Genomic DNA, 23,836 nt, shown 5'->3' with positions numbered 1-23,836 from the left:
GGCGGGCACCGGCGCGGCCGGCAGGTCGAACCCGGCTCGCTCGGCGCGCCCCGCGGGCGGGGGCGCGAAGCGCCGCGGCGGACGGGCGGGCAGCTCGCGCGACACGAACGTGCCTCGCGCCCGGGCGGCCTCGATCCAGCCCTCGGCGGCGAGCTCGCCGTACGCGGCGAGGACCGTGTTGCGGTGCACCGCCAGCGCGCGGGCGAGCTCGCGGCTCGAGGGGAGCGCCGCCCCGGGCTCGAGCGCGCCCGAGCGCATGCGCGCGGCGAGGCCGCGGGCGATCTGCACCGCGAGCGGCGCGGGGTCGTCGCGATCGAGGGCGAGGGCGAGGGTCCAGGTGCGCACTGGTCCATCGAGTTTATCAGGACTGGACCTTTTCGCAGGACCAGCGCCGGGCCACGCTCCCGGCATGAGACGAGAGATCTTCCGCGCCGACCCGGCCCGCGCGCTGGCGCTCCTCGCCCGCGCGCCGGTCGTGCACCTCGCCACCACCACCCCCGCGGGCGCGCCCGTGCTGCGCGCGCTCGACGCAGCGGTGCTCGAGGACGGCGTCTTCTTCCACGGCGCCCACGCCGGCGAGAAGGCGACCTGCCTCGGCCGACCGGCGGTGGTGTCCGCCGAGGAGGTGGTGGCGCACGTCCCGAGCTGGATGGTGGACCCGGTGCGCGCCTGCCCCGCCACCACCCTCTTCCGGAGCGTGCAGGTGCACGGGACGCTCACGGCGGTGGAGGATCCCGCCACGAAGGCCCGGGCCCTCGAGGCCCTCATGCGCCGCTGGCAGCCCGAGGGGCGGTACCGGCCCATCGACGCCGGCGATCCGCTCTACCGCGGCGAGCTCGAGGGCGTGCGGGTCTTCTTCGTGCCCTTCGAGCGGATCGACGGAAAGTGGAAGCTCCTGCAGAACCGGACGCCCGAGGAGATCGAGCGCATCCTCCTCGGCCTGTGGGAGCGTGGCGCGCCCGGCGACCCCCTGGCGATCGAGGCGATCCGCGAGGCGAACCCCGCCGCGCCCACGCCTCCCTTCCTCGCCGCGGAGGGGGTCCGGCTGCACGCCGCCCTCGGACCCGAGGACCTCCCGGCCGTGGAGACGCTCCTCGGCGGCGAGTACTGGTGGGAGGGGGTCGCGCGGGAGCTCATCGGGCCCGCGCACCTCGGGGCGACGGCCTGGGTGGGCGCGCGGTCGCCGGACGGCGCGCTCGTCGCCTCCGCGCGCGCGGTGTCGGACGGGCGGCGCGCCTGGATCTACGACGTGGTGGTCGCGCGGTCCTGGCGCGGACAGGGCCTCGGCAAGCGGGTGATGACGCTGCTCCTCGACCACCCCGCCGTGCGGCGGACGCGCTTCGTCTGCCTCGCCACGCGCGACGCGCAGGGGCTCTACGCGCGGTACGGCTTCGTGGACGTGGCGGCCACGCCCCCGCGCTTCCCCGGCTCCTCGGACATGGTGCTCGACCGCGCCGCCGGCCTGGAAGGAGCGCGCCGCGAGGCGCCCTCGAGCGACGATCGCGGCCTCTAGATTGGCAGCGCGCCATCCCGGCGCCGCTCGAAGCCCCTTCCTACTCCGGCTTCGCGCCGTGCTTCAGCCGCTCGAGGGCCGCGTAGACGTCGGCGCGCTTCAGCCCGCGGGCGCGGGCGACCTCGCGCGCGATCGCCGACGGAGGCTCGCCCGCCGCGAGCCTGCGCGCGAGCTCGTCCGCGAGCGGCACCTCCGGCGCCGGGCGCGCGGGTGGCGCGGCCCCCTCGCTCGAGACGACGAGCGTCACCTCGCCGCGGACCTCGTCGGCGAGCCGGGCGGCGAGCTCGCGGAGGCGCCCGCGCAGGAGCTCCTCGTGGAGCTTCGTCAGCTCGCGCGCGACGAGCGCCTCCCGGTCGCCGAGCGCCTCGGCCAGATCGCCGAGCGTCTCGCGCGTCCGGTTCCCCGCCTCGTAGAGCACGAGCGTCGCCGGCGTGGCGGCGAGGAGCGCGAGGGCCTCGGCGCGTCCCGCGCCCTTGCGCGGCAGGAACCCGGTGAAGAGGAACCGGTCGGCGGGGAAGCCCGACGCGGCGAGCGCGGCGAGCGCGGCGCTCGGGCCGGGGATCGGCACGACCGTCGCGCCCGCCGCCCAGGCGGCGGCGACGAGCGCCGCGCCCGGATCCGAGACGCCGGGCGTGCCGGCGTCCGTGCAGAGCGCGACGGACTCGCCCGCGACGAGCCGCTCGACGATCGCCGCGACGCGGCCGCGCTCGTCGAAGGCCGGGAGCGACAGGAGCGCGGGCGCGGGCGCGCCGAGGTGCGCGTAGAGCTTCAGGGTCCTGCGCGTGTCCTCGGCCGCGACCGCCCGGACGCTGCGGAGCACCTCGGCGGCGCGCGGCGAGAGGTCGCCGAGGTTCCCGATCGGCGTCGCGACCACGTACAGCGTGCCGCGCCGGCCCTCATTCCGCTCGTTCGCCTCGGTCACCACAGTCCCGGCTTCCCCTCGCCGTCGAACGCCCCACGGTAGAGCTCCACCCGCGGCCCCGCCTCCTCGAACGTGACCGCGACCACGTCGAAGCGCAGCTCCTGCTCGAGGCCGCCGTTCCGGAGCGCCCAGTCGGTCGCGGCGGCCACCACGCGGCGCGCCTTGCCCCGACCGACCGTCTCCTCCGGTCCGCCCTGCGCGTCCGAGGAGCGGCTCCGCACCTCGACGAAGCACACGATCCCGCCCTCGCGGCAGACGAGGTCCACCTCACCGCGCGGAGTGCCGTGGTTGCGATCGAGGATCTCGAAGCCCTCCCGGACGAGGAACTCGGCGGCGATCGCCTCCGCCTCCCGCCCGCGGGCGCGCCGGTCGCCCTGCTGCGCCTCGCCGCCCGTCATGCCCTCACGCGGCGTGATCGGCCGCCTCCCGGAAGGCCGGATCGGCCGTGGCGTGGAGGAGCTGTCCCGGGCGGGCGAGCTGCTTCAGGAGCCGCGCCGCGAAGCGCCGCGCGCCGTCCGAGAGCCCCGCGAACGCGTCCTCGACGATGGCGACGCCCTTGCCGCCGGCGAGCGCCTGCTCGAGGAGCGCCAGCTTGATCGCGAGGAACACGAGATCGCGATCCGCGGGCGGCAGCGTCGCGGCAGCCACGACCCGGCCGCTCACCTGGACGGAGAGGTTCCCGCGCTCGTCGGCGCCGAGCGCCTGGAGCCGCTGGAAGGAGAGACCGGAGAGCGTCTGGGAGGCCTTGGCGGCGAGGCCGCGGACGACCGCGGCCGGGCTCGCGCCGCCTTCCGCGGCGGCGCGCTCGACGAGGAGGCGCAGCGCATCGCCGCCGGGAGCGGGCGTCGCACGCGGCGGCGGCGCGGGCGCCTCCTGCCGGATCGCGACCGCCGCCTCCGCCTGGAGCCGCCGGAGCTCGCCCTCGATCGACGCAGGATCGCGCACGAAGCCGCCGGCCTGCTCGGAGAAGGTCGCCTCCGCCGCCCGCAGCTCTCCCTCCACCTGCGCCCGCTCCGCGGCCAGGCGCTGCGCCTCGGGCGCGGCCTGCCACTCCGCGACCCGGCGGCGCCACTCCGCGACGACCGCGTCCGCGTCCTCGACCCGCGAGAGCAGCTCGCGGAGCTCCGGCACGCCCTGCACGCCGGCCGTCTTGAGCGCCGCGCGAACCTCCTGCGCGTCGCGCTCGAACGCCCCCTGGAGCTTCCGCTCCCAGTCGTCGACGACGCGCCTGCGGCGAGAGACGCGCTCCCACGCCTCGAGGCGGCCGACCCACTCCCACGCCACCCACGCCGCGGTGCCGAAGGCGGGCACCGCGAGGAGCGCCGCGTGGCGGAGCTCCGACCCGGCCGCCGCCTCGGCGGCGCCGCCGATCGCGAGCGCGGCGCCGGCGCCTGCCCCGGCCCAGAACGGGATCCCGCGCCAGGGCGCCACCGGCGCCCCCCGCGCGTCCACCTCGTCGAGCGAGGCGCGCTCCGCCGCGGCGCGCTCGAGCGCCTCCGCGCGGCGCGCGCTCCCTCGCTCGTACGTGACGAGCTTCGCCTCCGCGTCGCCGAGCGCGGCGCCGGCGGCCGCCGCCGCGTCGAGCTCCGCGCGCGCCTCGAGCGCGCGCTCGAGACCGTCGCGGAGGCGATCTCCGGCGCGGAGCGCCTCCCCCAGCGCGGCGAGCCGCGCCTGCAGCCGATCCAGGCGCTCCTGGAGCCCCTCGGCGACGCGCGCCTGCGCGAGCTCCGCCTCGAGCTGGGCGACGCGACGGCGCGCCTGCTCAGGCGAGAGCGTCGCGCGCGGGGGGGCGGCGCGGGACGGCTCCACGCCCGGGCCCTGCCGCGAGGGCAGCTCCGCCGCGGACAGCGAGAGCAGCGCGGAGAGACGCGCCGGGGTGGGGACGCCCACGGTCGAGCGGAGGAGCTCGCGGATCTCGGCGAGCTCCTGCGAGACCGGCGCGAACGCCCGCTTCTCCGCGTCGAACCGGTGGAGCTGGCAGCCGACCGCGAAGTCGCGCACGAGCCGGTAGGTGACGCGGTCGTCGCCGACGAGGGTCAGCCCCGCGCGCATGCCCGCGCCCGCGGGGCCGGTGCCCGCACGCGGCAGCGCCTCCGCGTCGCGCGGATCCGGGTGCAGCAGCGCCTCGAGGAGGCGCCGCAGCGCGGGGCCGTCCGCGGCGACGACGTTGTAGCCGGGACGAAGCGTCGCGCGGCCGCCCGAAGGCGCCACGCCACGCACGCCCTGCGCTGCGAACTCGAGGAGGATCACGCTCGGGGGCGCATGTTAGCGCCCGACGCGCGGCCCGGGAAGGCGCGCACGCGCACGAGCGAGGAGGTGGAAGCGCACCGGAGGCGCGCTCCCACCTCGTCGCCAGAGGGGAACGTCAGGCCTGCGGCGGAGCCGCGGGGGGCGGAGCCGCGACGGCGGCGCCGGGGGTCGGGCCCTCCTCCTGGTGGAGGCGGGCCGCCTTCCCCTGCAGCTCGCGCAGGTAGTACAGGCGCGAGCGGCGGACCTCGCCGTGGCCCAGGACCTCGATCTTGTCGATCCGCGGGCTGTGGACCGGGAACATGCGCTCCACGCCCACCCCGTAGCTCATCTTCCGGACCGTGAACATCGACGACCCGGGGGTGCCCCGCCGGTAGGCGATGACCACGCCCTCGAAGATCTGGATGCGCTCCTTGTCGCCCTCCTTGATCTTCGTGTGGACGCGGACGCTGTCCCCGGAGCGGAGCTCGGGGACGTCGTTCCGCACGTACTTCGCCTGGATGTCGGCAATCGCCTTGCGCAGCATGATCGATGCTCTCCTTTACAGCTCGTCGTCTCCGGCGTCGATGAGCCGGAGGTCGTTCTCCGTGAGGCGCGCCCTCGCGAAGAGGTCCGGCCTCCGCTCGCGCGTGACGCGCAGCGCCTCGCGCCGCCGCCACCGCTCGATGCGCCGGTGGTCTCCCGAGAGGAGGACCTCCGGAACCTTCATCCCCCGGAACTCCGGGGGCCTCGTGTACTGCGGGTACTCGAGGAACGTGTCCTCGCCCGCGAAGCTCTCTGCGCCGGCGGACGCCTCGTTGCCGAGCACGCCCGGCACGAGCCGCGCGGCGGCGTCGACGACGCAGAGCGCCGCGAGCTCGCCGCCCGTCAGGACGAAGTCTCCGATCGAGACCTCCATGTCCACCGCCGCCAGCACCCGCTCATCCACCCCTTCGTAACGGCCGCAGACGAGGACGAGCTTGCCGTGAGTCGAGAGCCGCCGCGCCAGCGCCTGGTCCAGCGCCAGGCCCCGCGGGCTCGTCATCACGACGAGCGCGCCGGGCAGCCTGGACCGCGCCGCCTCGATGGCCTCCGTGAGCGGCTCGGGCTTCATCACCATGCCGGCGCCGCCGCCGTAGGGCGCGTCGTCGGTCACGCGGTGCTTGCCCCGGGCGTGCTCCCGGACGTCCGACACGGTCACCGACACGAGCCCTGCCTCGCGCGCCTTCCCGAGGATGCTCTCCGCGAGGTACCCCTCGCACATCCGCGGGAACAGCGTCAGGATCTCCACCTCGAGCCGCGCGCTCATCGCGCCTCCGCGGGATCCCCGCTCGTCGTGAACCGGCCGAACCTCACGTCCTCGTCTCCTGCGGCCTCCTTCCGTCTCTGCGCTCTAGTCCAGAAGCCCTTCGGGCGGATCCACCACCACGCGCCGCCCCGCGACGTCCACCTCGACGTAGGGCGCGAGCGGCACGAGCTTCTCTCCGCCGTCCTCCGTCGTCACCACGAGCACGTCCACGCCGCCCGTGTCGTACAGCCCCGTCACCGTCCCGACCGCCGCGCCCGCCGCCGTGACCACCGGCAGGCCCTCGAGGTCGGCCCAGTAGTGCCGCGCCTCGCCTGGCTCCGGCAGGTCCTCGCGATGCGCGAGCACCTCCGCCCCGACCCACGCCTCCGCCGACGTCCGGTCGGAGACCCCTTCCACCTTCACCGCCCAGACCCGGCCCTGCGGCCGCGCCTCGACCACCTCCCGCATCGGCGGCTCGGGCTCGTCTCCGCGCCGGAGCGCGATCCGAGTCACCGTCGTGAGCGCGCCCTCGGTCCCGGCCACCCCGAGGTGGCCCTTCAGGCCGATGGCCCGGACGACCTTGCCGAGCCGGACGAGCGCCACGTCAGTCGAGGATGTCGAGCACCGCCCGGCGTCCCTCCCTGCGGGCGGCGGCGTCGAGCACGGTCCGGAGCGCCTTCGCGGTCTTGCCACCTCGCCCGATGACGCGCCCGAGATCGTCGGGGGCGACGGAGAGCTCGAGGACCGTCGCGTGATCGCGCTCGAGCACCTCGACCTTCACCGCGTCCTTCCGCTCGACGAGCTCGCTGGCGAGCCAGAGGACGAGGTCGCGCATCGGAGCCGCCCTACGCCTTCTTCTCGGCCGGCGCCGCGCCCTTGGCGCGCTTGAGGATCATCGCGACGGTCTCGCTGGGCTTCGCGCCGACCTTGATCCAGTGCTCGATGCGCTCGACCTTGAGCTCGATCCGCTCGGGCACGAGCGTCGGATCGTAGATGCCGACGTCCTCGATGTACTTGCCGTCGCGGGAGTTGCGCGAGTCGGTGGCGACCACGTGATAGAAGGGCGCCTTGTGCGTGCCCGCGCGCGACAGCCGAAGAACCACTGCCATGTGTCCTGCCTCCTAAATCCTTGGAACGCGGAGCGTTTTCCCCGGCCAGGCGCGGCGGGGACTCCACGAAAAGTGGGTTTCTTTACGCCAACTTAGGCTGGGTGTCAAGACGAGCCGGCGCCGGGCTCTGCGTCCCGCTCGGCCGCCTCGCCCCCCGGATTCGCCGCGCCACGCTGGCGGCGCGCCCGCGGCAGGCGGCGCGCACGCAGCGCCGAGAGGTGTCCCCGGGGGAGCAAGCGCAGCGCCGCGACGTAGGTCACCCCGGCGGCCAGCACGCCGAGCATGCCTCCCGCCGCGAGGTCGGCGGCCCAGTGAGACCCCATCCGGACCCGCGCCATCGCGCAGAGCGCCGCGAGGGCCAGCACGGTGAGCGCTCGCCTGCCGTAGACCAGGAGCGAGAAGGTCGCGAACGCCGCGACGCCGGCGGCGTGAGGCGCTGGGAACGCCGCGCGGAGGAGCGGCGCGAAGCCGCTCGCCTCCAGGGGACGGGGCGCGGCCCCCGCCGCGCGGGCGGCGAGCGCGACCCCCACCGCGAGGAGGATGGAGATCGCTGCCGGCGCGACCGCCTTCAGGACCCCTCGGACCTCCCCCTCGAGCCACGAGTAGAGCGCGAGGGCGACGAGCACGAGCATCCACGGCTCGCACGCCACGAGCAGCGCCGCCATGGGCAGCTCGAGCGCTCGGGACTGGAGCGCGGCGTTCGCGGCTCCGAGCGGATCCTGGGCGTAGAGCGGCGGCATCGGGGCGGTCCGTTTGTACCAGCGCGGCCCCCTGTGCGGAAGGCGGGACGGCGAAAACGAAAGGGCCGCGCGCGAACGGCTCGCGCGCGGCCCAGGCGGCCCTGCGGGGGAGCGCCCGGATTACTCCTCGGCGCCCTTCTTGGCCTTGGCCTTGGCCTTCGGCTTCGCGGCGGCGGCCTTCTTCGGCGCCTTCGCCTTGGGGGCCTTGGGCTCCTTCGCCTTGGCGGTCTTCTTCTCGCCCTCGCCCTCGCCCTCGGCCTGCGCGGGGGCGCGGTCGACGAGCTCGATCACGGCCATCTCGGCGTTGTCGCCGACGCGGCGGCCGACGCGGACGATCCGCGTGTAGCCGCCGGGCCGCGCCTTGAAGCGCCCGGCGAGGGAGTCGAAGAGCTTGTTCAGGACCTCGACGTCCTTCACCTCGCGGTTCGCGAGCCGCCGGTGGTGCGCGGAGCCGCGCTTGGCGAGCGTGATGACCTTGTCGGCGAAGCGCTTCAGCTCCTTCGCCTTGGGCGTGGTCGTGACGATGCGCTCGTGGCGGAAGAGCGACGTCACCATGTTTCTCAGCATGGCCGTGCGGTGCTCGGTGGTGCGATCGAGCCGGCGGCCGACGACGCGGTGCTTCATCTTGGGTGTCTCCTATCGGTCCAGGTTCGCTAGACCTTGGGGGCGCCCTGCGGCGCCGCCTTCGGCGGCCAGTTCTCGAGCTTCATCCCGAGCGAGAGGCCCATCTCGGCCAGGATCTCCTTGATCTCCTTGAGCGACTTCCGGCCGAAGTTCTTCGTCTTCAGCATCTCGGCCTCGGTCTTCTGGACGAGATCCCCGATGGTCTTGATGTTCGCGTTCTGGAGGCAGTTCGCGCTGCGGACGGAGAGCTCGAGCTCGTCCACCGAGCGGAAGAGGTTCTCGTTGAGCTTCTGCTCCTCGACCGGCTTCAGCTCCTCGGCGGGCTCCTCGGCCTCGTCGAAGTTGATGAAGATCGAGAGCTGCTCCTTCACGATCTTGGCGGCGTAGGCCACGGCGTCGTTCGGCGCGACCGACCCGTCGGTCCAGACCTCGAGCGTCAGCTTGTCGTAGTCGGTCTGCTGGCCGACGCGGGCGTTCGTGACCTGGTAGTTCACCTTCCGGATCGGGCTGAAGAGCGCGTCGATCGGGATGGTGCCGATGGGCTGCCCCGGCACCTTGTTCTTGTCCGCCGGGACGTAGCCGCGGCCGCGGCGCGCGGTGAGCTCCATCCGGACCCGGCCGCCCTCGCTGATGGTGAGGACGTGGTGGCCGGGGTTCAGGACCTCGACCTGGCCGTCGGCGATGATGTCGCCGGCCTTGATCTCGCGGGGCCCGTCCGCCTCGATCCGGAGGGTCTTCACCTCGTTGGTGTGGATCTGGAGGAGGACTTCCTTGAGGTTGAGGATGATGTCGGTGACGTCCTCGGCGACCTCGGGGATCGTCATGAACTCGTGCTCGACGCCCTCGATCTTCACCGAGGTGATCGCGGCGCCCTGCAGGCTCGAGAGCAGCACGCGCCGGAGCGAGTTGCCGAGGGTGATGCCGAAGCCGCGCTCGAGCGGCTCGGCGACGAACTTCCCGTAGGTGTTCGAGAGGCTCTCCTGGTCCACGACCAGGCCGCGCGGCTTGATGAGATCGCGCCAGTTCTTCGTGACGATCGGATCGACCATGGGCTGTCTCCTCTGCCGCCGCCCCCTCCCCTCGTCCGCTCAGCCAGGCGGTGGGGGATCCGTGGGACGCGCGACTCCTTGGATGTGATGAGCGGGCCGGCGTCTCTTGCTCGCCGACCCGCTCGAAGGCTCTGACCGCGTCCGGCGCGCCGGACCGCTCGCCCTGAGCCTGCCGAAGGGCGCTCGACTACTTCGAGTACAGCTCGACGATGAGCTGCTCCTGGATCGGCATGGTGATGTCCTCGCGCGAAGGCTGGGTCTTCACCGTGCCCTTGAAGCCGCCCTTGTCGAGCTCCAGCCAGCCGGGGACGCCGCGGCGGTCGACCGCCTCGAGCGCCTCGCTGATCCGGACGACCTTCTTCGAGCGATCCCGCAGCTCGATCTTGTCGCCCGCGCGGCACATGTAGCTCGGGATGTTGACCTTGCGGCCGTTCACCTTGAAGTGGCCGTGCCGGACGAGCTGCCGCCCCTCGTTGCGCGTGTCGGCGAAGCCGAGGCGGAACACGACGTTGTCGAGCCGGAGCTCGAGCGTCTGGAGCAGGTTCTCGCCGGTCTTGCCCTTGGCGGCGGCGGCGTTCTGGTAGGCGTGGCGGAACCCGGCCTCGAGGAGGCCGTACATCCGCTTCACCTTCTGCTTCTCACGGAGCTGGACGCCGTACTCCGAGAACTTCACGCGCCCCTGGCCGTGCTGGCCGGGAGGGTAAGGGCGGCGCTCGATGGCGCACTTGTCGGTGTAGCACCGGTCGCCCTTCAGGTACATCTTGAGGTTCTCCCGGCGGCAGAGCCGGCAGACGCTTTCGTTGTAGCGAGCCACGTTCGTTCTCCTGACTAGACGCGGCGGCGCTTCGGCGGCCGGCAGCCATTGTGCGGGATCGGGGTCACGTCCCGGATGAGCGTGATCTTGAGCCCGGCGGCCGAGAGCGCGCGGAGCGCCGACTCTCGGCCCGCGCCCGGCCCCTTCACGAGCACCGAGACGGTCTTGAGGCCGTGCTCCATCGCCTTGGCGGCGGCGTCACCGGCGGCGACCTGGGCGGCGAACGGGGTCGACTTGCGCGATCCCTTGAAGCCGCGCGCGCCCGCGCTCGACCACGAGATCACGTTCCCCGAGGCGTCGCAGATCGTGATCATCGTGTTGTTGAAGGTCGAGGCGATGTGCACGATGCCCGCCGCGATGTTCTTCTTCACCCGCTTCTTCCCCTTCTTCGGGGTCACGGGCGAGGCGGTCACCGGCTCGATGCCGCCGAGGTTCGGCGCCGAGGGTGCGGCGGCGGCCTCCTCCGGCTTCTTCGTCTGCTGCTTCTCGTCAGCCACTCTGAGCTCTCCGGTCTTGAGGCGTTCGGTTACTTCGGCGCCGGGGCGGCGGCGGGCTTCCGCACGAGGCCCTTCTTCGGACCCTTCCGCGTGCGCGCGTTCGTGTGGGTGCGCTGGCCGCGGACCGGGAGGCCCTTGCGGTGACGCAGGCCGCGGTAGGCGCCGAGATCCATGAGCCGCTTGATGTTGAGCGAGATCTCACGACGGAGGTCGCCCTCGACCTTCACGTTCTGCTCGATGGTCTCGCGGATGCGACGGACCTCGTCGTCCGTGAGGTCCTTCGTCCGCGTGGTGACGTCCACCTTGGCGCGGTCGCAGACGGCCTGCGCGGTCGTCTTGCCGATGCCGTAGATGTACTGGAGGGCGACCTCGATCCGCTTCTCGCGGGGGAGGTCGACGCCGGCGATGCGAGCCATTCGTCTCTCCGTTACTCGCCGGGCCCTAGCCCTGGCGCTGCTTGTGGCGGGGGTTGGCCGGGCAGATGATCCGCACGGTGCCCTTGCGCTTGATGACCTTGCACTTGTCGCAAACCTTCTTGACCGACGCGCGGACCTTCATGACCCGTTCCCTTCCGCTCGTGGTTTCGAACCACGAAGTCCTGCTCCAAAGACGAAAAACCCCGCCGCTACGGCCGGCGGGCCTGGCGGCTCGGTAGCGCTCCGTGGCGCGCCCGGCGTAGCCGCCCGTATTCTCCGGGCTTTCCCGGGAGGCCACCCGACTCGAGCGGCCTCAACGAAGCGGGCCCTATAACATAGCGAAACCGCGGCTGCAAGCGGCTCCGCGTGGGCCTGCCCGGGATCCGCCCCGGTACCTGCCCTATCTGCTCCCCCCGACCGGCCCGCCCCTCCCGAGGGTGAGCACCTCGGGCCCATCCTCCGTGATCGCCACCGTGTGCTCGAAGTGCGCCGAGAGGCTGCCGTCGGCGGTCACGGCGGTCCAGCCGTCCTCGAGCGTCTCCACCGCGCGCCCGCCCGCGTTCACCATCGGCTCGATGGCGAGGACCATCCCGGGCCGCAGCGCGGTCCCGGAGCCGCGGGTCCCGAAGTTCGGGACCTGGGGCGCCTCGTGCAGCCGCCGCCCGATGCCGTGGCCCACGAAGTCCCGGACGACCGAATAGCCCTGCGGCTCGACGCACGCCTGCACGGCGGCGCCGAGGTCGCCGACGTGGGCGGCCGGCCCCGCCGCCGCGATGGCGCGCCGCAGCGACTCGCGCGTCGCCTCGAGCAGCCGCGTCGCCTCCGCGCTCACCCGGCCGACCGGCACCGTGCGCGCCGAGTCGCCGAACCAGCCGCCGAGCACGACCCCGAAGTCGAGGCCGACGATGTCGCCCTCCCGCAGGACGCGTCCCTCGGAGGGGATGCCGTGGACCACCTCGTCGTTCACCGAGACGCAGAGCGACGCCGGGTAGCCGTGGTACCCGAGGAACGCCGGCTCGGCGCCGCGGTCGCGGGCACGCGTCCGGGCGAGCCGGTCGAGCTCGGCCGTCGTGACCCCCGGCGCCACGGCCGCCTCCAGCTCGTCGAGCACCGCGTGCACGACGAGGCACGCCTCGCGGATCCGCGCGATCTCGTCGCGCGTGCGCAGGTCGATGCGCTCGCGTGCGCGCCCGTCCATCATTCGCGTCCGCCGCGGCCCTACTTCGGGAGGACCGCCCTCGTGGCGGCGAGGATGCCTTCCGGCGTGCCGATGCCGTCGACGTTCGAGAGCAGGCCGCGCTCGCGGTAGAAGCGCTTCAGCGGCTCGGTCTTGTTGCCGTACTCGGCCATCCGCTTCTTCACGTTCTCGGGCTTGTCGTCGTCGCGCTGGACGAGCCCCGCGCCGTCGCGGTCGCAGTAGCCCATGCGCCGCGGCGGATTGGCCGAGACGTGGTAGACGGCGCCGCACTTCGGGCAGCTTCGCCGGCCGCTGATCCGCTCGACGACCGCCTCCTCGGCGACGTCGTACGAGACGACGCGCGTGAGGGAGCGGCCCATCGACTGGAGCAGCCCGTCGAGGTACTCCGCCTGCGCGATCGTACGCGGGTAGCCGTCGAGGATGAACCCGTCGGCGACGTCGGGCCGGGACAGGCGGTCCTTCACGAGGGCGTTCGTGACGTCGTCCGTCACGAGGCCGCCTGCGTCCATGATCGCCTGGATCTGCTTGCCGAGCTCGGTCCCGCGCGCCTTGTGGTCGCGGAACATGTCGCCCGTCGAGATGTGCGGGACGTGGAACTCGGCGGAGAGCAGCTTCGCCTGGGTGCCCTTGCCGGCCCCCGGCGGTCCGAGCAGGATGAGGATCATCGCGACCTCCGAGACGCAGCGGGCCTCGCGCCTCGCGAGGCCCACCGTGCGTCAGGCGTTGACGGCCTGTCCTGTCGAGAGCCTGCGGCCACGGATCCGCGGGCCGCGGGGGCCGGTGAAGCCCTCGTAGTGCCGCGTGATGAGGTGTCCCTCGATCTGCTGCACCGTGTCGAGCGCGACGCCCACCACGATGAGCAGCGAGGTGCCGCCGAAGTAGAAGTTGATGTTGAACTCGTTCGTGAGGATCGTGGGCAGCACGCACACCGCGGCGAGGTAGATCGCGCCGCCGAACGTGATGCGCGACAGGACGTAGTCGATGTAGTCCGCCGTCTTCTTGCCCGGCCGGATGCCCGGGATGTAGCCGCCGTACTTCTTGAGGTTGTCGGCGACGTCCACCGGGTTGAACGTCACCGCGGTGTAGAAGTAGGCGAAGAAGATGATGAGGACGACGTACAGCACGTTGTAGATCCAGCTGCCCGCCTGGATCGCGGTGGACACGCGGCTCAGCGCCGGGAACCAGCCCGCGAGCGTCGCCGGGAAGAGCAGCAGCGACGACGCGAAGATCGGCGGGATGACGCCCGAGGTGTTCACCTTCAGCGGCAGGTGCGTCGACTGGCCGCCGTAGAGCTTCCGGCCGACGACGCGCTTCGCGTACTGGACCGGGATACGGCGCTGCCCGCGCTCGACGAAGACGATCGCCCCGATCACCACCACCATGATGGCGAGGAGGACGACGACTCCGAGCTCGCTGATCTGGGAGCCCGGCGCGCGGAAGGAGCGGTAGGTGTTCCACGCCGCGGCGGGGGCGCGCGCGACGATGCCGGCGAAGATGATGAGCGAGATGCCGTTGCCGACCCCGCGCTCGGTGATCTGCTCGCCCATCCACATGATGAACGAGGTGCCGGCGGCGAGCGAGATCATGGTCAGGAGCCGGAAGCCCCAGCCCGGATCGGCGACCACCGCGATGCCGGCGGGGTCGCGCAGCGTCTCGAGGTAGGTGGCGATCCCGTAGCCCTGGATGGCCGAGAGCACGACCGTGAGGTAGCGCGTGTACTGGGTGATCTTGCGCCGCCCGAGCTCGCCTTCCTTCTGCAGCTTCTCGAGGGCCGGGACGACCACGGTGAGGAGCTGCAGGATGATCGACGCCGACACGTACGGCATGATGCCGAGCGCGAAGATCGACAGCTGCTCGAAAGCGCCGCCGGAGAAGAAGTTCAGGAGCCCGAGCAGGTTGCCGGACGAGACGACGTTCTGCATCGCCTGCCGGTCCACGCCGGGAGTGGTGACGTAGATGCCGAGCCGGTAGACGGCGAGCATCCCGAGGCTGAAGAGGAGCCGCTTCCGGAGCTCCGCGATCTTGAAGATGTTCACAAGCCCGCTGACTGCCATGCGGTCCCCTTTCGCCCTGCGCCCGACGCGCGGCGCGCCGCGTGGCGCGGCCGCCGTCGTGCCATCCCCGCCCTACTTCTTCGCCTGAGCCTTCTTCGCGGCCTTGGCCTTCTCGTACATCGTGACGGGCGCGGGGATGACCTCCACCTTGCCGCCCGCCTTCTCCACCGCGGCGCGGGCGCCGGCGGTCACGCGGTGCACCTTGACGGTGACCGCGCTCTTGAGCTCGCCGCCGCCCAGGAGGACGACGCCATCGCGGTTCCCGCGCACGAGCCCCGCGCTCTTCAGCGCGGCGGGATCGACGAGGCCGGTGAGGCCCTCGAGATCGCCGACCTTGACCTCCTCGAGGTCGCGGCGGAAGACGTTCTTGAAGCCGAACTTCGGGAGGCGACGCTGGAGCGGCATCTGGCCGCCCTCGAACCCCTCGAAGTGCATGTTGCCGGAGCGGGCCTTCTGGCCCTTGCCGCCGCGGCCCGCCGTCTTGCCGAGGCCGGATGCCTGGCCACGGCCGACGCGCGTGCGCTCGCGGTTCGCGCCCTTGGGCGCCTTGAGCTTGGAAAGCGACATGGAGCGTTCTCCTTTTATCACGGGGCGGACGGCTGTCTAACCCTGCCGGGCCGTCGCCTTCGCCTTCCTGGCCTTACGCCCCTCGGGCGCAGGCTGGTCTACCCGCTCCCACTCGACGAGGTAGGAGACCTTCGCGATCATCCCCATCGTCTGCGGCGTGTCGGGCAGGATCTTCGTGGAATCGCGCTTCTTGAGGCCGAGGCCCGCGACGATCGTCCGATGCGCGGCGGGACAGCCCGCGAGCCCGCGGACGAGCTTCACCTGGATGGCAGCCATGATGTCTCCTTACGCCCCGCCGAGCTCGGCGGCCTGCTTGCCGCGCGCGCGGGCGGCGTCGTCCGCGGAGCGCAGCCTCTTCAGGCCCGCCACGGTCGCCTTGAGGACGTTGTGCGGGTTGCGCGAGCCCTGGCACTTCGTCAGGACGTTGCGGATGCCGGCCGCCTCGAGGACCGCGCGAACGGTGCCGCCGGCGATCACGCCGGTGCCCTCGCCCGCGGGCTTGAGGAGCACCCAGCCCGCGCCGAAGTGACCGAGCACCTCGTGGGGGATCGTCGTCCCGACGAGCGGAACCCTGAAGAGGTTCTTCTTCGCCTGGTCGCCGCCCTTGCGGATCGCCTCCGGGACCTCGTTCGCCTTCCCGAGGCCCACGCCGACGTAGCCGTTGCCGTCGCCGACGACGACGAGCGCCGAGAAGCTGAACCGGCGGCCGCCCTTCACGACCTTCGCCACGCGGTTGATGTGGACGACCTTGTCCTGGAGGTCGAGCTCGTTCGCGTTGATGGGAGTAGCCATTCGAAACCTTTCCGTCACCTAGAACTTGAGCCCGGCCTCGCGCGCGGCCGCGGCCACCGCCTCGACGCGCCCGTGGTAGTCGAACCCGTTGCGGTCGAACACGACCGCCTCGATCCCCTTCGCCATGGCCGCCTTCGCGAGGGCCGCGCCCACGCGCTTCGCCGCAGCGGTCTTGTCGTCGTCCTTGATCTCGTCCTTGATCGCCTTCGCGTTCGTGGCAACGGAGACCAGGGTGGTGCCCGTCGTGTCGTCCACGAGCTGGGCGTACATGTGCTTGAGGCTCTTGTAGATGGTGAGCCGGGGGCGCGCGGCGGTGCCGGAGATCTTCCGGCGGATGCGAGCCCTGCGCTTCTCGCGCGACGTGACGTGCTGCGCCATGACGTTCCTCCTTGCGGCGGCGACGGTTCAGCCGCCGCATGAGCGGGGTGGATGCCGGCCTAGGCGGCGCCGGTCTTGCCTTCCTTGCGGCGGACGATCTCCTCCGCGTACTTGATGCCCTTGCCCTTGTACGGCTCGGGCGGGCGGAGCGCGCGGATCTTGGCCGCGGTGAGGCCGAGGAGGTGCTTGTCCACGCCCTTCACCGTGAGCTTCGTCTGCTTCGCGTCGACCTCGGCGGTCACGCCCTCCGGCAGCTTGAACACCACCGGGTGCGAGAAGCCGAGGGCGAAGTGGATATCCTTCCCCTTCACCTCGGCCTTGAAGCCGACGCCGCTGATCTCCAGGCCGCGCTCGTAGCCCTTCACGACGCCATCGAGCGCGTTCTTGACCAGCGTGCGGGTGAGGCCGTGCAGACCCTTCGACTCGGGGGAGTCGTCGGGGCGCGTGACCGTCACCTCGCCCTTGTCGACCGCGACCTTCACGCGCGGGTTCGTGGGGAAGGACATCTTGCCCTTGGGCCCCTCGATCTTCACGAGGTGGCCGTCCACGGAGACCTTCGCCTTCTCCGGGATTTTGACGGGCAGCTTGCCGATGCGAGACATCTCGGTCGCTCCCTTACCAGACGGTGCAGATCAGCTCGCCGCCGACCTTCTGCTTGCGAGCCTCGCGGTCCACCATCACGCCCTTCGACGTGGAGAGGATCGCGATGCCCATGCCGTTCAGCACGCGTGGAATCGAGTCGGTCGGCACGTAGCGCCGCAGCCCCGGCTTCGAGACCCGCTTGATGTCGCTGATCGCCGGCTCACGGTCGCCGCTGTACTTGAGGACGATGGTGATCGCGCCCTGGGGCCCGTCCTGGTGAAGGACGAAGTCCTTGATGAAGCCCTCCTCGCGGAGGACCTCGGCGATGCGGACCTTCAGCCGGGACGTGGGGACCAGGACCTTCTCGTGACGCGCGTTCGAGGCGTTGCGGATGCGCGTCAGCATGTCGCCAATGGGATCGGTGAAGCTCATTCGCGTCTCCCTTACCAGCTCGACTTGATGACGCCGGTGATCTCGCCCTGCAGCGCGCGCTGGCGGAAGCAGAGACGGCACATCTGGAACTTGCGCAGGAACGCGCGGGGCCGGCCGCACAGCGGGCAGCGGTTGTACTGCCGGACCGGGAACTTCAGCTTGCGCTTGGCCTGCGCCATCTTCGAAAGCTTCGCCATGGGATCTCCTTTTACTGACGGAACGGCATGCCGAGGTGGCGAAGGAGCGCTCGGCCCTCCTCGTCGTTCCGGGCGGTCGTGACGACCGTGATGTTCATCCCTTTGATCTTCTCGACCTTGTCGTAGTTGATCTCGGGGAAGATGATCTGCTCGCGCACGCCGAGCGTGTAGTTGCCCTTCCCGTCGAACGCCTTGGGCGAGACGCCCTTGAAGTCGCGCACGCGCGGGAGGGCGATCGACACCAGGCGGTCGAAGAACTCGTACATGCGATCGCCGCGGAGCGTGACCATCGCCCCGATCGACTGGCCCTGGCGCAGCTTGAAGTTCGCGATGGACTTGCGCGCCTTCGTCACGACCGGCTTCTGGCCGGTGATGGAGGACAGCTGCTCGACGGAGGCGTCGATGATCTTGCCGTTGTTGATCGCCTCACCGAGCCCCATGTTCACGACGATCTTCTCGAGCTTCGGGGCCTGCATCGGGTTCGTGAACCCGAACTCCTTCATCAGCTCGGAGCGGACCTCCTGCTCGTACCGCTCCTTCAGACGCGCTGCCATCGTGCTCTCCTTGCCTTCGGCCGGCCTCTTCCCGTGCCGGGCGATGCGTTTTCCTACGAACTCTCCGCGCCGTCCAAATCCCGACGGCGGAAACCCCGCCTACTTCGCGGCCTTCTTCTTGTCGGACCGGGCCTTCTCCTTGGCGCCGAGGTCGCGCGCGATCTTCTCGCGGCGGACGGGCTTGTCGCCCTGGAGCACCATCACGTTGGAGATGGCGACGGTGCCCTCCTTCTCGAGGATCCCGCCCTCCGGCGTGGCCTGGCTGCGCCCCTTCTTCAGGTGGCGCTTCACGGTCATGAGCTTCTCGATGCGGACGCGGCCCTTCTCGGGAAGGAGCTCGAGGACCTTGCCCTGCTTCCCCTTCTCCTTGCCGGCGATGATCTTGACCGTGTCGCCCTTGCGGATGCCCGGCATGGTTACAGCACCTCCGGCGCGAGGCTGATGATCTTCATGAACTTCCGGGCGCGGAGCTCGCGCGCCACCGGCCCGAAGATGCGCGTGCCGATGGGCTCGAGGTCCTTGTTGATGAGGACCGCCGAGTTCCCGTCGAAGCGGATGTAGCTGCCGTCCGGCCGCTTGACCTCGCGGCTCGTGCGCACGATGACGGCGCGGGCGACCTCGCCCTTCTTCACCTTGGCCTGGGGGATCGCCTCCTTGACCGAGACGACGATCACGTCGCCGATCGAGGCGTACTTGCGGCGGGTGCCCCCGAGCACCTTGATGCACTGGACCTTCTTCGCGCCGGAGTTGTCGGCGACGTCGAGCATCGTCTGCTGCTGGATCATGGCCTAGACCTCCGCCTTCTCGAGGGTCTCGGCGACGCGCCAGCGCTTGTCCTTGGACATCGGACGCGTCTCGACGATCCGGACCTTGTCGCCGATCTGGCAGTCGTTGTTCTCGTCGTGCGCCTTGTACTTCTCGGCGCGCTTCACGATCTTCCCGTACTTCGGGTCGGTCACCCGGCGCTCGACCTTGACGACCACGGTCTTCGCCATCTTGTTCGAGACGACCACGCCGATGCGGGACTTGCGGTTGCCGCGCTCCATGTCGATCACTCCTTCGCCTTCCCGGCCTGGGCCGCGGCGAGCTCCTTCTCGCGCGCGACCATGAGGATGCGCGCGATCTCGCGCTTGGTCTTGGCGAGGTCGGCGGTCGAGTCGAGCACGCCGGTCGAGTGCTTGTTCTTGAGATCGAAGAGCGTCTGCTTCAGCTCCGCCGCGCGGGCGAGGAGATCCTTCCGCTCCAGGTCGCGCAGCTCGTTGACGGTCGCCATCGCTCGTTCCCTCCTACAGCGTGGTGCCGCGCTTCACGACCTTGGTCGCGACGGGCAGCTTGTGGGCGGCGAGGTGGAACGCCTTCTTCGCAGACTCGTCGTCGACGCCGGAGAGCTCGTAGAGGACGCGGCCCGGCTTCACGACGGCCACGTAGTACTCCACGTTGCCCTTGCCGGTGCCCATTCGAGTCTCGGCGGGCTTCTTCGTGATGGGCTTGTCCGGGAAGACCCGGATCCAGAGCTTGCCGCCCCGCTTCACGTAGCGGGTGATCGCCACGCGCGCGGCCTCGATCTGGCGTGAGGTGAGCCAGCCGCACTCGGTGGCCTGCAGGCCGTACTCGCCCTGGTTCAGATCCGAGCCGCGGTAGGCCTTCCCCCGCATGCGGCCCTTCATCATCTTGCGGTACTTCGTTCGCGCCGGCTGAAGCATGTGCGTCTCCTAGAGGTGTCCTGGGCGCGGCTCAGGGCCGGGCGCCGCCGCTGCTCCGCGGCTGGCGCACAGGGGTGGTCTGCGGCAGCACCTCGCCGCGCATGATCCAGACCTTGCAGCCGATCTTGCCGTAGGTGGTCTTCGCCTCGGCGAAGCCGTAGTCGATGTCCGCGCGGAGCGTGTGGAGCGGGACGCGGCCCTCGCGGTACCACTCGTACCGCGCCATCTCGGAGCCGCCGAGGCGGCCGGAGCAAGCCACGCGGATGCCCTTCGCGCCGAACTTGAGGGCGGTCTGGACCGCCTTCTTCATGGCGCGGCGGAACGCGATGCGCCGCTCGAGCTGGGTCGCGATGTTCTCCGCGACGAGCTGCGCGTCCGTCTCGGCCTTACGGACCTCGACGACGTTCAGGTAGACCTCGTTCTCGGTCTTGCCCTGCAGCTCCTTCTTGATCGTCTCGATCCCCGCCCCCCGCTTGCCGATCACGATGCCCGGCCGCGCGGTGTGGACGTTGATCTTCACCTTGTTCGCGGCGCGCTCGATCTCGATGCGGGAGATGCCGGCCTGGCCGAGCTTCTCCTTCACGTACTCGCGGAGGTGGATGTCCTCGTGGAGCCACTTCGCGTAGTTCTTCTCTTCGTACCACTTCGAATCCCAGGACCGGATGACGCCGAGCCGGAACCCGATCGGATGGACTTTCTGTCCCATGTGCTCTCCTCGATTCCCTTGGGTTCCAGGCTACTGCGCGGTTCCGAGCTCGACGTAGACGTGGCTCGTCTTCTTCTCGATGCGGAAGGCGCGGCCCATCGCGCGCGGCATGAAGCGCCGCATCTTCGGGCCCTGGTCCACCGTCAGCGTCTTCACGACGAGCGCGTCGACGTCGACGCGGCCGCCGTTCTGCTCGGCGTTCGCGACCGCCGAGCGGATGAGCTTCGAGAGGTGCTTCGCGGCCGCCTGGGGCGTGAACTTGAGCACCGCGAGCGCGTCGCCGACGGGCATGCCCCGCACCTCGTTCGCGACGAGCCGCACCTTGCGCGGCGCGACGCGGAGGAAGCTGAGGGATGCGTGCGGCCCCGGCGCCGGCTTCGCGGGCCGGTTCGGCTTGGAACGGCGCGCGGGCACCGGCTGGCGAACGCGCTTGGCGCCCTTCTTCGTGGTCTGGGTCTCGGCCATGTCCGTTCCCTCGCTACTTCCTGGCCGGCGCCGGCGCCGCCGCGGCCTTCTTCTCGGCCGAGTGGCCGTGGAAGGTGCGCGTCGGGGCGAACTCGCCGAGCTTGTGGCCGACCATGTTCTCGGTCACGAACACCGGGACGAACTTCCGCCCGTTGTGGACCGCGAACGTGTGGCCGACGAAGTCCGGCAGGATCGTGCTCCGCCGCGACCAGGTCTTGATGACCGACTTCTTGTTGCCCTTGTTCGCGTCCTCGACCTTCTTCGTGAGGTGCTTGTCCGCGAACGGGCCCTTCTTGATCGAACGCGCCATGAGTCGCTGTCCCTTCTCGCTCGCTACTGGGGCGTGTTGCGCGGCCCGGGCTTGCGGCGCGAGACGATGAACTTGTCAGTGCGGCGGTTATTGCGAGTCTTCTGGCCCTTGGTCTTCTGGCCCCACGGCGAGACCGGGTGCGGGTTGCCCTGGCCGGACTTGCCCTCGCCGCCGCCGTGCGGGTGATCGACCGGGTTCATCGCGAGACCGCGCACGGTCGGGCGCTTGCCCAGCCAGCGGCTCTTGCCCGCCTTGCCGAGCCTGACGCTCGAGCTCTCGACGTTCGAGAGCTGGCCGATGGTCGCGCGGCACTCCTGGAGGACCTTGCGGACCTCGCCGGAGGGCATGCGGATCTGGGCGTACAGCCCCTCCTTCGCCATCAGCTGGCCGAAGGAGCCCGCGGAGCGGATCATCTTGCCGCCGGAGCCGGGCTGCGACTCGACGTTGTGGAGCACCGTGCCGAGCGGGATCGCCTTGACCGGAAGCGCGTTGCCCGGGCGGATGTCGACCGTCTCGCCGGAGACGAGCGTGTCCCCGACGTTCACGCCCACCGGCGCGAGGATGTAGCGCTTCTCGCCGTCGGCGTAGTGCAGGAGCGCGATGCGCGCCGTGCGGTTCGGGTCGTACTCGACCGCCGCGACCTTTGCCGGCACGCCGTCCTTGTCACGCCGCCAGTCGATCACGCGGTAGCGCCGCTTGTGGCCGCCGCCGATGTGGCGGGTCGTGATGTGGCCGTGCGCGTTGCGGCCGCCCGACTTGCGGACGGGCTGCGTGAGCTTCTTCTCCGGCTTGGACTTCGTGATCTCCGCGAAGTCCGACACCGTCATGAGCCGCCGGGCGGGGCTCGTCGGCTTGTACTGTTTGAGGGCCATGTTGGTCTCCGTCCCCTCGCCTCTACGTCCCCTCGAAGAGGGCGATCGTCTCGCCTTCCTTGAGGGTCACGAAGGCCTTCTTCCAGTTGGGGCGGCGGCCGACGTTCCGGCCGACGCGCTTGTTCTTCCCGCGCGCGATGGCGGTCCGCACGTCGAGGACGTGCACGTTGAAGAGCTTCTCCACCGCCTGCTTCACCTGGATCTTGGTGGCGTCCCGGTGCACCTCGAAGGCGTACTGGCGGTACGCCTCGCGGGCCTGCTCCGCCTTCTCGGTGATGAGCGGACGCTTCACCACGTCCTGCATGGCGAGGTTCATGAGAGGCTGGCCTCCAGCTTCTTCGCGGTCTCGGCCGTCAGCACGAGCGCGTCGTGCTTCAGGATGTCGTAGACGTTGAGCCCCTCGGCGGCGAGGAAGTCCGAGCCGTCGAGGTTGCGCACGCTCCTCGCGAGCGAGGCGTTCGCGGCCGCGTCGACGACGAGCGCCTTCTTCGCGCCGAGCTTCGCGAGCACCTTCGCCGCGGCGGAGGTCTTCGGCTCCGCCGGCTTCCACTCCTGCACGATGACGAGCTTCTGCTCCTGGCTGCGGAGCGCGAGCGCGGCGCGCAGGGCCGCCTTCCGGACCTTCTTCGGCACGTCGTAGGAGTAGTCGCGCGGCTTCGGCCCCATCGCCTTGCCGCCGCCCACCCACTGCGACGCCCGGGTCGAGCCCTGCCGGGCGCGGCCGGTGTGCTTCTGCTTCCAGGGCTTCTTGCCGCCGCCGGACACGAGGGACCGGTTCTTCACGGCGTGGGTGCCCGAGCGATCGGAGGCGAGCTTCGCCTTCACCACCTCGTAGAAGAGGTGCTCGTTCACCTCGCCCGCGAAGACGGCGTCGGCGAGCTCGATCTCGCCCACCTTCTTCTTGTCGAGGTCGTAGACGTCGAACTTGGCCATAGGGTCCTCGACTACTTGATCTCCACGTCCACGCCGGCCGACAGGTCGAGCTTCATGAGCGCGTCGAGCGTCTGAGGCGTCGGCTCGAGGATGTCGAGCAGCCGCTTGTGCGTGCGGATCTCGAACTGCTCGCGCGACTTCTTGTCGACGTGCGGGCTGCGGAGAACGGTGAACTTGTTGATCCGGGTGGGGAGCGGGATCGGTCCCGCCACCTTCGCGCCCGTGCGCTTCGCGGTCTCGACGATCTCCCCGGCCGACTGGTCGAGCAGCTTGTAGTCGTAGGCCTTGAGCCGGATCCGAATCTTCTGAGTCGCCATCGGAAAGCCTTCTCTCCATCACTCGGCGCGGCGCGGAGCGCCGGCCCGCAACGTCTGCGGACCGGAGGCCCCGCCGTTCGCCGGTGGTGCTACCTACTGGATGACCTCGGCCACGACGCCCGCGCCGACAGTGCGGCCGCCCTCGCGAATCGCGAAGCGCAGCTCCTTCTCCATCGCGATCGGGGTGATGAGCTCCACCTCCATCGCGATGTTGTCGCCGGGCATCACCATCTCGACGCCCGCCGGGAGCTGCACCGAACCCGTGACGTCCGTCGTGCGGAAGTAGAACTGCGGGCGGTAGCCGTTGAAGAACGGCGTGTGGCGCCCACCCTCCTCCTTCGTCAGGACGTACACCTCGGCCTTGAACTTGGTGTGCGGCGTGATCGAGCCCGGCTTCGCCAGCACCTGACCGCGCTCCACCTCCTCGCGCTTCAGGCCGCGGAGCAGCGCGCCGATGTTGTCGCCCGCCTGCCCCTCGTCGAGCAGCTTGCGGAACATCTCCACGCCCGTCACCACCGTCTTGACCGTCGGCTTCAGGCCGACGACCTCGATCTCCTCGCCCACCTTGACGATCCCGC

At 71.0% G+C, this 23,836-nt stretch carries 41 protein-coding genes; 1 reads left to right on the top strand and 40 read right to left on the bottom strand.

Annotation, left to right across the window (positions count from 1 at the left end):
• Positions 1-345 (bottom strand): GntR family transcriptional regulator (locus MNZ29_RS17465; protein WP_242356102.1); only part of this gene is annotated, 345 nt, incomplete at its 3' end.
• A gap of 64 nt (positions 346-409) precedes the next feature.
• Here MNZ29_RS17465 and MNZ29_RS17460 point away from each other — a divergent pair.
• Positions 410-1,513: a GNAT family N-acetyltransferase gene (locus MNZ29_RS17460; RefSeq protein ID WP_242356100.1), complete on the top strand. Its 1,104-nt coding sequence runs from the start codon at positions 410-412 to the stop codon at positions 1,511-1,513.
• 40 nt (positions 1,514-1,553) lie between these two features.
• Here MNZ29_RS17460 and rsmI read toward each other — a convergent pair whose 3' ends face one another.
• From rsmI to MNZ29_RS17265, 39 genes are all read right to left on the bottom strand, one after another.
• The gene (rsmI, locus tag MNZ29_RS17455) at positions 1,554-2,435 is read right to left on the bottom strand and encodes a 16S rRNA (cytidine(1402)-2'-O)-methyltransferase (RefSeq protein WP_242356098.1); all 882 of its coding nucleotides are present in this window, start codon (positions 2,433-2,435) and stop codon (positions 1,554-1,556) included.
• Complete coding sequence (locus tag MNZ29_RS17450; RefSeq protein ID WP_242340088.1) at positions 2,432-2,833, bottom strand: YraN family protein; 402 nt, start codon at positions 2,831-2,833, stop codon at positions 2,432-2,434. The genes rsmI and MNZ29_RS17450 overlap by 4 nt, the downstream gene beginning before the upstream one ends.
• A 4-nt stretch (positions 2,834-2,837) precedes the next feature.
• A complete protein-coding gene (locus tag MNZ29_RS17445) occupies positions 2,838-4,685 on the bottom strand; it encodes a hypothetical protein (RefSeq protein WP_242356096.1) in 1,848 nt (615 codons plus the stop codon).
• Positions 4,686-4,800: 115 nt separating this feature from the next.
• A complete protein-coding gene (gene rplS / locus MNZ29_RS17440; protein ID WP_242340090.1) occupies positions 4,801-5,208 on the bottom strand; it encodes a 50S ribosomal protein L19 in 408 nt (135 codons plus the stop codon).
• A gap of 15 nt (positions 5,209-5,223) precedes the next feature.
• Positions 5,224-5,970 (bottom strand): tRNA (guanosine(37)-N1)-methyltransferase TrmD, encoded by a 747-nt coding sequence (gene trmD / locus MNZ29_RS17435; RefSeq protein WP_242356094.1) that lies wholly within the window; start codon positions 5,968-5,970, stop codon positions 5,224-5,226.
• A gap of 84 nt (positions 5,971-6,054) precedes the next feature.
• A complete protein-coding gene (gene rimM, locus MNZ29_RS17430) occupies positions 6,055-6,552 on the bottom strand; it encodes a ribosome maturation factor RimM (RefSeq protein ID WP_242356092.1) in 498 nt (165 codons plus the stop codon).
• Between the two features lies 1 nt (position 6,553).
• Positions 6,554-6,784, bottom strand: a complete 231-nt coding sequence (locus MNZ29_RS17425; protein WP_242356090.1) for a KH domain-containing protein — start codon at positions 6,782-6,784, stop codon at positions 6,554-6,556.
• 10 nt (positions 6,785-6,794) lie between these two features.
• Complete coding sequence (gene rpsP / locus MNZ29_RS17420; protein ID WP_242356088.1) at positions 6,795-7,058, bottom strand: 30S ribosomal protein S16; 264 nt, start codon at positions 7,056-7,058, stop codon at positions 6,795-6,797.
• A gap of 104 nt (positions 7,059-7,162) precedes the next feature.
• Positions 7,163-7,798, bottom strand: a complete 636-nt coding sequence (locus MNZ29_RS17415; protein WP_242356086.1) for a phosphatase PAP2 family protein — start codon at positions 7,796-7,798, stop codon at positions 7,163-7,165.
• A 120-nt stretch (positions 7,799-7,918) separates the two neighbouring features.
• Entirely contained in the window at positions 7,919-8,422 is a 504-nt protein-coding gene (gene rplQ / locus MNZ29_RS17410; RefSeq protein ID WP_242356084.1) for a 50S ribosomal protein L17, read from the bottom strand.
• A gap of 29 nt (positions 8,423-8,451) precedes the next feature.
• Entirely contained in the window at positions 8,452-9,471 is a 1,020-nt protein-coding gene (locus MNZ29_RS17405; protein WP_242340097.1) for a DNA-directed RNA polymerase subunit alpha, read from the bottom strand.
• Between the two features lie 187 nt (positions 9,472-9,658).
• The gene (gene rpsD, locus MNZ29_RS17400; protein ID WP_242340098.1) at positions 9,659-10,285 is read right to left on the bottom strand and encodes a 30S ribosomal protein S4; all 627 of its coding nucleotides are present in this window, start codon (positions 10,283-10,285) and stop codon (positions 9,659-9,661) included.
• A 14-nt stretch (positions 10,286-10,299) separates the two neighbouring features.
• Positions 10,300-10,683: a 30S ribosomal protein S11 gene (gene rpsK / locus MNZ29_RS17395; RefSeq protein WP_242340123.1), complete on the bottom strand. Its 384-nt coding sequence runs from the start codon at positions 10,681-10,683 to the stop codon at positions 10,300-10,302.
• Positions 10,684-10,811: 128 nt separating this feature from the next.
• Positions 10,812-11,198 carry a 30S ribosomal protein S13 gene (gene rpsM, locus MNZ29_RS17390; RefSeq protein ID WP_242340099.1) on the bottom strand — a complete coding sequence of 129 codons (387 nt, stop codon included), beginning with the start codon at positions 11,196-11,198 and terminating at the stop codon, positions 10,812-10,814.
• Positions 11,199-11,223: 25 nt separating this feature from the next.
• Positions 11,224-11,340 carry a 50S ribosomal protein L36 gene (gene rpmJ / locus MNZ29_RS17385; RefSeq protein ID WP_242340100.1) on the bottom strand — a complete coding sequence of 39 codons (117 nt, stop codon included), beginning with the start codon at positions 11,338-11,340 and terminating at the stop codon, positions 11,224-11,226.
• A gap of 258 nt (positions 11,341-11,598) precedes the next feature.
• Positions 11,599-12,396: a type I methionyl aminopeptidase gene (gene map / locus MNZ29_RS17380; protein ID WP_242340101.1), complete on the bottom strand. Its 798-nt coding sequence runs from the start codon at positions 12,394-12,396 to the stop codon at positions 11,599-11,601.
• Between the two features lie 20 nt (positions 12,397-12,416).
• Positions 12,417-13,061, bottom strand: coding sequence for an adenylate kinase (locus MNZ29_RS17375; protein WP_242356082.1), 645 nt, complete (start codon positions 13,059-13,061; stop codon positions 12,417-12,419).
• Positions 13,062-13,112: 51 nt separating this feature from the next.
• Positions 13,113-14,450, bottom strand: a complete 1,338-nt coding sequence (gene secY, locus MNZ29_RS17370) for a preprotein translocase subunit SecY (protein ID WP_242340103.1) — start codon at positions 14,448-14,450, stop codon at positions 13,113-13,115.
• Positions 14,451-14,522: 72 nt separating this feature from the next.
• Positions 14,523-15,017 carry a 50S ribosomal protein L15 gene (gene rplO, locus MNZ29_RS17365; protein WP_242340104.1) on the bottom strand — a complete coding sequence of 165 codons (495 nt, stop codon included), beginning with the start codon at positions 15,015-15,017 and terminating at the stop codon, positions 14,523-14,525.
• A 36-nt stretch (positions 15,018-15,053) separates the two neighbouring features.
• Positions 15,054-15,293, bottom strand: coding sequence for a 50S ribosomal protein L30 (rpmD, locus tag MNZ29_RS17360; RefSeq protein WP_242340105.1), 240 nt, complete (start codon positions 15,291-15,293; stop codon positions 15,054-15,056).
• A gap of 9 nt (positions 15,294-15,302) precedes the next feature.
• Complete coding sequence (gene rpsE, locus MNZ29_RS17355) at positions 15,303-15,809, bottom strand: 30S ribosomal protein S5 (protein ID WP_242340106.1); 507 nt, start codon at positions 15,807-15,809, stop codon at positions 15,303-15,305.
• An 18-nt stretch (positions 15,810-15,827) separates the two neighbouring features.
• Positions 15,828-16,187, bottom strand: a complete 360-nt coding sequence (gene rplR / locus MNZ29_RS17350) for a 50S ribosomal protein L18 (protein ID WP_242340107.1) — start codon at positions 16,185-16,187, stop codon at positions 15,828-15,830.
• Between the two features lie 59 nt (positions 16,188-16,246).
• Positions 16,247-16,789 (bottom strand): 50S ribosomal protein L6, encoded by a 543-nt coding sequence (gene rplF / locus MNZ29_RS17345; protein ID WP_242340108.1) that lies wholly within the window; start codon positions 16,787-16,789, stop codon positions 16,247-16,249.
• Between the two features lie 13 nt (positions 16,790-16,802).
• Positions 16,803-17,201, bottom strand: a complete 399-nt coding sequence (rpsH, locus tag MNZ29_RS17340; protein WP_242340109.1) for a 30S ribosomal protein S8 — start codon at positions 17,199-17,201, stop codon at positions 16,803-16,805.
• An 11-nt stretch (positions 17,202-17,212) separates the two neighbouring features.
• A complete protein-coding gene (locus MNZ29_RS17335) occupies positions 17,213-17,398 on the bottom strand; it encodes a type Z 30S ribosomal protein S14 (protein ID WP_242340110.1) in 186 nt (61 codons plus the stop codon).
• An 11-nt stretch (positions 17,399-17,409) separates the two neighbouring features.
• Positions 17,410-17,952: a 50S ribosomal protein L5 gene (gene rplE, locus MNZ29_RS17330; RefSeq protein ID WP_242340111.1), complete on the bottom strand. Its 543-nt coding sequence runs from the start codon at positions 17,950-17,952 to the stop codon at positions 17,410-17,412.
• Positions 17,953-18,051: 99 nt separating this feature from the next.
• The gene (gene rplX / locus MNZ29_RS17325) at positions 18,052-18,366 is read right to left on the bottom strand and encodes a 50S ribosomal protein L24 (protein ID WP_242340112.1); all 315 of its coding nucleotides are present in this window, start codon (positions 18,364-18,366) and stop codon (positions 18,052-18,054) included.
• A 2-nt stretch (positions 18,367-18,368) separates the two neighbouring features.
• Positions 18,369-18,737, bottom strand: a complete 369-nt coding sequence (gene rplN / locus MNZ29_RS17320; protein ID WP_242340113.1) for a 50S ribosomal protein L14 — start codon at positions 18,735-18,737, stop codon at positions 18,369-18,371.
• Positions 18,738-18,740: 3 nt separating this feature from the next.
• The gene (gene rpsQ, locus MNZ29_RS17315) at positions 18,741-18,998 is read right to left on the bottom strand and encodes a 30S ribosomal protein S17 (RefSeq protein ID WP_242340114.1); all 258 of its coding nucleotides are present in this window, start codon (positions 18,996-18,998) and stop codon (positions 18,741-18,743) included.
• A 5-nt stretch (positions 18,999-19,003) separates the two neighbouring features.
• Positions 19,004-19,225: a 50S ribosomal protein L29 gene (rpmC, locus tag MNZ29_RS17310; protein ID WP_242340115.1), complete on the bottom strand. Its 222-nt coding sequence runs from the start codon at positions 19,223-19,225 to the stop codon at positions 19,004-19,006.
• Between the two features lie 13 nt (positions 19,226-19,238).
• Positions 19,239-19,655, bottom strand: a complete 417-nt coding sequence (gene rplP / locus MNZ29_RS17305) for a 50S ribosomal protein L16 (RefSeq protein WP_242340116.1) — start codon at positions 19,653-19,655, stop codon at positions 19,239-19,241.
• A 31-nt stretch (positions 19,656-19,686) separates the two neighbouring features.
• Positions 19,687-20,361: a 30S ribosomal protein S3 gene (gene rpsC / locus MNZ29_RS17300; protein WP_242340117.1), complete on the bottom strand. Its 675-nt coding sequence runs from the start codon at positions 20,359-20,361 to the stop codon at positions 19,687-19,689.
• Between the two features lie 30 nt (positions 20,362-20,391).
• Positions 20,392-20,826: a 50S ribosomal protein L22 gene (rplV, locus tag MNZ29_RS17295; RefSeq protein WP_242340118.1), complete on the bottom strand. Its 435-nt coding sequence runs from the start codon at positions 20,824-20,826 to the stop codon at positions 20,392-20,394.
• 13 nt (positions 20,827-20,839) lie between these two features.
• Positions 20,840-21,136, bottom strand: a complete 297-nt coding sequence (gene rpsS, locus MNZ29_RS17290) for a 30S ribosomal protein S19 (protein ID WP_242340119.1) — start codon at positions 21,134-21,136, stop codon at positions 20,840-20,842.
• Positions 21,137-21,159: 23 nt separating this feature from the next.
• Positions 21,160-22,008 (bottom strand): 50S ribosomal protein L2, encoded by an 849-nt coding sequence (gene rplB / locus MNZ29_RS17285; protein ID WP_242340120.1) that lies wholly within the window; start codon positions 22,006-22,008, stop codon positions 21,160-21,162.
• 22 nt (positions 22,009-22,030) lie between these two features.
• The gene (locus MNZ29_RS17280; protein WP_242340121.1) at positions 22,031-22,324 is read right to left on the bottom strand and encodes a 50S ribosomal protein L23; all 294 of its coding nucleotides are present in this window, start codon (positions 22,322-22,324) and stop codon (positions 22,031-22,033) included.
• The gene (gene rplD / locus MNZ29_RS17275; RefSeq protein WP_242340122.1) at positions 22,321-22,941 is read right to left on the bottom strand and encodes a 50S ribosomal protein L4; all 621 of its coding nucleotides are present in this window, start codon (positions 22,939-22,941) and stop codon (positions 22,321-22,323) included. The genes MNZ29_RS17280 and rplD overlap by 4 nt, the downstream gene beginning before the upstream one ends.
• Positions 22,942-22,952: 11 nt before the next feature.
• A complete protein-coding gene (gene rpsJ / locus MNZ29_RS17270) occupies positions 22,953-23,258 on the bottom strand; it encodes a 30S ribosomal protein S10 (RefSeq protein ID WP_011421000.1) in 306 nt (101 codons plus the stop codon).
• Between the two features lie 93 nt (positions 23,259-23,351).
• A partial coding sequence (locus MNZ29_RS17265) for an EF-Tu/IF-2/RF-3 family GTPase (protein ID WP_242356080.1) occupies positions 23,352-23,836 on the bottom strand: 485 nt, incomplete at its 5' end.

It is taken from the genome of Anaeromyxobacter sp. SG64, assembly GCF_022690745.1.
Classification (GTDB): Bacteria; Myxococcota; Myxococcia; order Myxococcales; family Anaeromyxobacteraceae; genus Anaeromyxobacter; species Anaeromyxobacter soli.
The sequence above is the reverse complement of the archived record's forward strand: the minus strand, read 5'-3'. Positions and strand labels throughout refer to the sequence as shown.

Bases quoted from the DNA above. Each gene is read 5' to 3' on its own strand.
- rpsC (WP_242340117.1), bottom strand. From the start codon at position 20,361: ATGGGACAGAAAGTCCATCCGATCGGGTTCCGGCTCGGCGTCATCCGG.
- rplB (WP_242340120.1), bottom strand. From the start codon at position 22,008: ATGGCCCTCAAACAGTACAAGCCGACGAGCCCCGCCCGGCGGCTCATG.
- rplN (WP_242340113.1), bottom strand. From the start codon at position 18,737: ATGATCCAGCAGCAGACGATGCTCGACGTCGCCGACAACTCCGGCGCG.
- rpmD (WP_242340105.1), bottom strand. From the start codon at position 15,293: ATGGCTGCCATCCAGGTGAAGCTCGTCCGCGGGCTCGCGGGCTGTCCC.
- rpsJ (WP_011421000.1), bottom strand. From the start codon at position 23,258: ATGGCGACTCAGAAGATTCGGATCCGGCTCAAGGCCTACGACTACAAG.
- trmD (WP_242356094.1), bottom strand. From the start codon at position 5,970: ATGAGCGCGCGGCTCGAGGTGGAGATCCTGACGCTGTTCCCGCGGATG.
- rplQ (WP_242356084.1), bottom strand. From the start codon at position 8,422: ATGAAGCACCGCGTCGTCGGCCGCCGGCTCGATCGCACCACCGAGCAC.
- rpsP (WP_242356088.1), bottom strand. From the start codon at position 7,058: ATGGCAGTGGTTCTTCGGCTGTCGCGCGCGGGCACGCACAAGGCGCCC.
- MNZ29_RS17335 (WP_242340110.1), bottom strand. From the start codon at position 17,398: ATGGCGAAGCTTTCGAAGATGGCGCAGGCCAAGCGCAAGCTGAAGTTC.
- rpmC (WP_242340115.1), bottom strand. From the start codon at position 19,225: ATGGCGACCGTCAACGAGCTGCGCGACCTGGAGCGGAAGGATCTCCTC.
- rpsQ (WP_242340114.1), bottom strand. From the start codon at position 18,998: ATGGAGCGCGGCAACCGCAAGTCCCGCATCGGCGTGGTCGTCTCGAAC.
- rpmJ (WP_242340100.1), bottom strand. From the start codon at position 11,340: ATGAAGGTCCGCGCGTCGGTCAAGAAGGTTTGCGACAAGTGCAAGGTC.
- MNZ29_RS17460 (WP_242356100.1), top strand. From the start codon at position 410: ATGAGACGAGAGATCTTCCGCGCCGACCCGGCCCGCGCGCTGGCGCTC.
- rplR (WP_242340107.1), bottom strand. From the start codon at position 16,187: ATGGCGCAGCACGTCACGTCGCGCGAGAAGCGCAGGGCTCGCATCCGC.
- rplX (WP_242340112.1), bottom strand. From the start codon at position 18,366: ATGCCGGGCATCCGCAAGGGCGACACGGTCAAGATCATCGCCGGCAAG.
- MNZ29_RS17280 (WP_242340121.1), bottom strand. From the start codon at position 22,324: ATGAACCTCGCCATGCAGGACGTGGTGAAGCGTCCGCTCATCACCGAG.
- secY (WP_242340103.1), bottom strand. From the start codon at position 14,450: ATGGCAGTCAGCGGGCTTGTGAACATCTTCAAGATCGCGGAGCTCCGG.
- rplE (WP_242340111.1), bottom strand. From the start codon at position 17,952: ATGGCAGCGCGTCTGAAGGAGCGGTACGAGCAGGAGGTCCGCTCCGAG.
- rpsE (WP_242340106.1), bottom strand. From the start codon at position 15,809: ATGGCTACTCCCATCAACGCGAACGAGCTCGACCTCCAGGACAAGGTC.
- rplV (WP_242340118.1), bottom strand. From the start codon at position 20,826: ATGGCCGAGACCCAGACCACGAAGAAGGGCGCCAAGCGCGTTCGCCAG.
- map (WP_242340101.1), bottom strand. From the start codon at position 12,396: ATGGACGGGCGCGCACGCGAGCGCATCGACCTGCGCACGCGCGACGAG.
- MNZ29_RS17415 (WP_242356086.1), bottom strand. From the start codon at position 7,798: ATGCCGCCGCTCTACGCCCAGGATCCGCTCGGAGCCGCGAACGCCGCG.
- rplS (WP_242340090.1), bottom strand. From the start codon at position 5,208: ATGCTGCGCAAGGCGATTGCCGACATCCAGGCGAAGTACGTGCGGAAC.
- rpsS (WP_242340119.1), bottom strand. From the start codon at position 21,136: ATGGCGCGTTCGATCAAGAAGGGCCCGTTCGCGGACAAGCACCTCACG.
- rplF (WP_242340108.1), bottom strand. From the start codon at position 16,789: ATGTCTCGCATCGGCAAGCTGCCCGTCAAAATCCCGGAGAAGGCGAAG.
- rpsM (WP_242340099.1), bottom strand. From the start codon at position 11,198: ATGGCTCGCATCGCCGGCGTCGACCTCCCCCGCGAGAAGCGGATCGAG.
- MNZ29_RS17450 (WP_242340088.1), bottom strand. From the start codon at position 2,833: ATGACGGGCGGCGAGGCGCAGCAGGGCGACCGGCGCGCCCGCGGGCGG.
- MNZ29_RS17375 (WP_242356082.1), bottom strand. From the start codon at position 13,061: ATGATCCTCATCCTGCTCGGACCGCCGGGGGCCGGCAAGGGCACCCAG.
- MNZ29_RS17425 (WP_242356090.1), bottom strand. From the start codon at position 6,784: ATGCGCGACCTCGTCCTCTGGCTCGCCAGCGAGCTCGTCGAGCGGAAG.
- MNZ29_RS17405 (WP_242340097.1), bottom strand. From the start codon at position 9,471: ATGGTCGATCCGATCGTCACGAAGAACTGGCGCGATCTCATCAAGCCG.
- rpsH (WP_242340109.1), bottom strand. From the start codon at position 17,201: ATGAGCTTCACCGATCCCATTGGCGACATGCTGACGCGCATCCGCAAC.
- rplP (WP_242340116.1), bottom strand. From the start codon at position 19,655: ATGCTTCAGCCGGCGCGAACGAAGTACCGCAAGATGATGAAGGGCCGC.
- rplO (WP_242340104.1), bottom strand. From the start codon at position 15,017: ATGTCGCTTTCCAAGCTCAAGGCGCCCAAGGGCGCGAACCGCGAGCGC.
- rplD (WP_242340122.1), bottom strand. From the start codon at position 22,941: ATGGCCAAGTTCGACGTCTACGACCTCGACAAGAAGAAGGTGGGCGAG.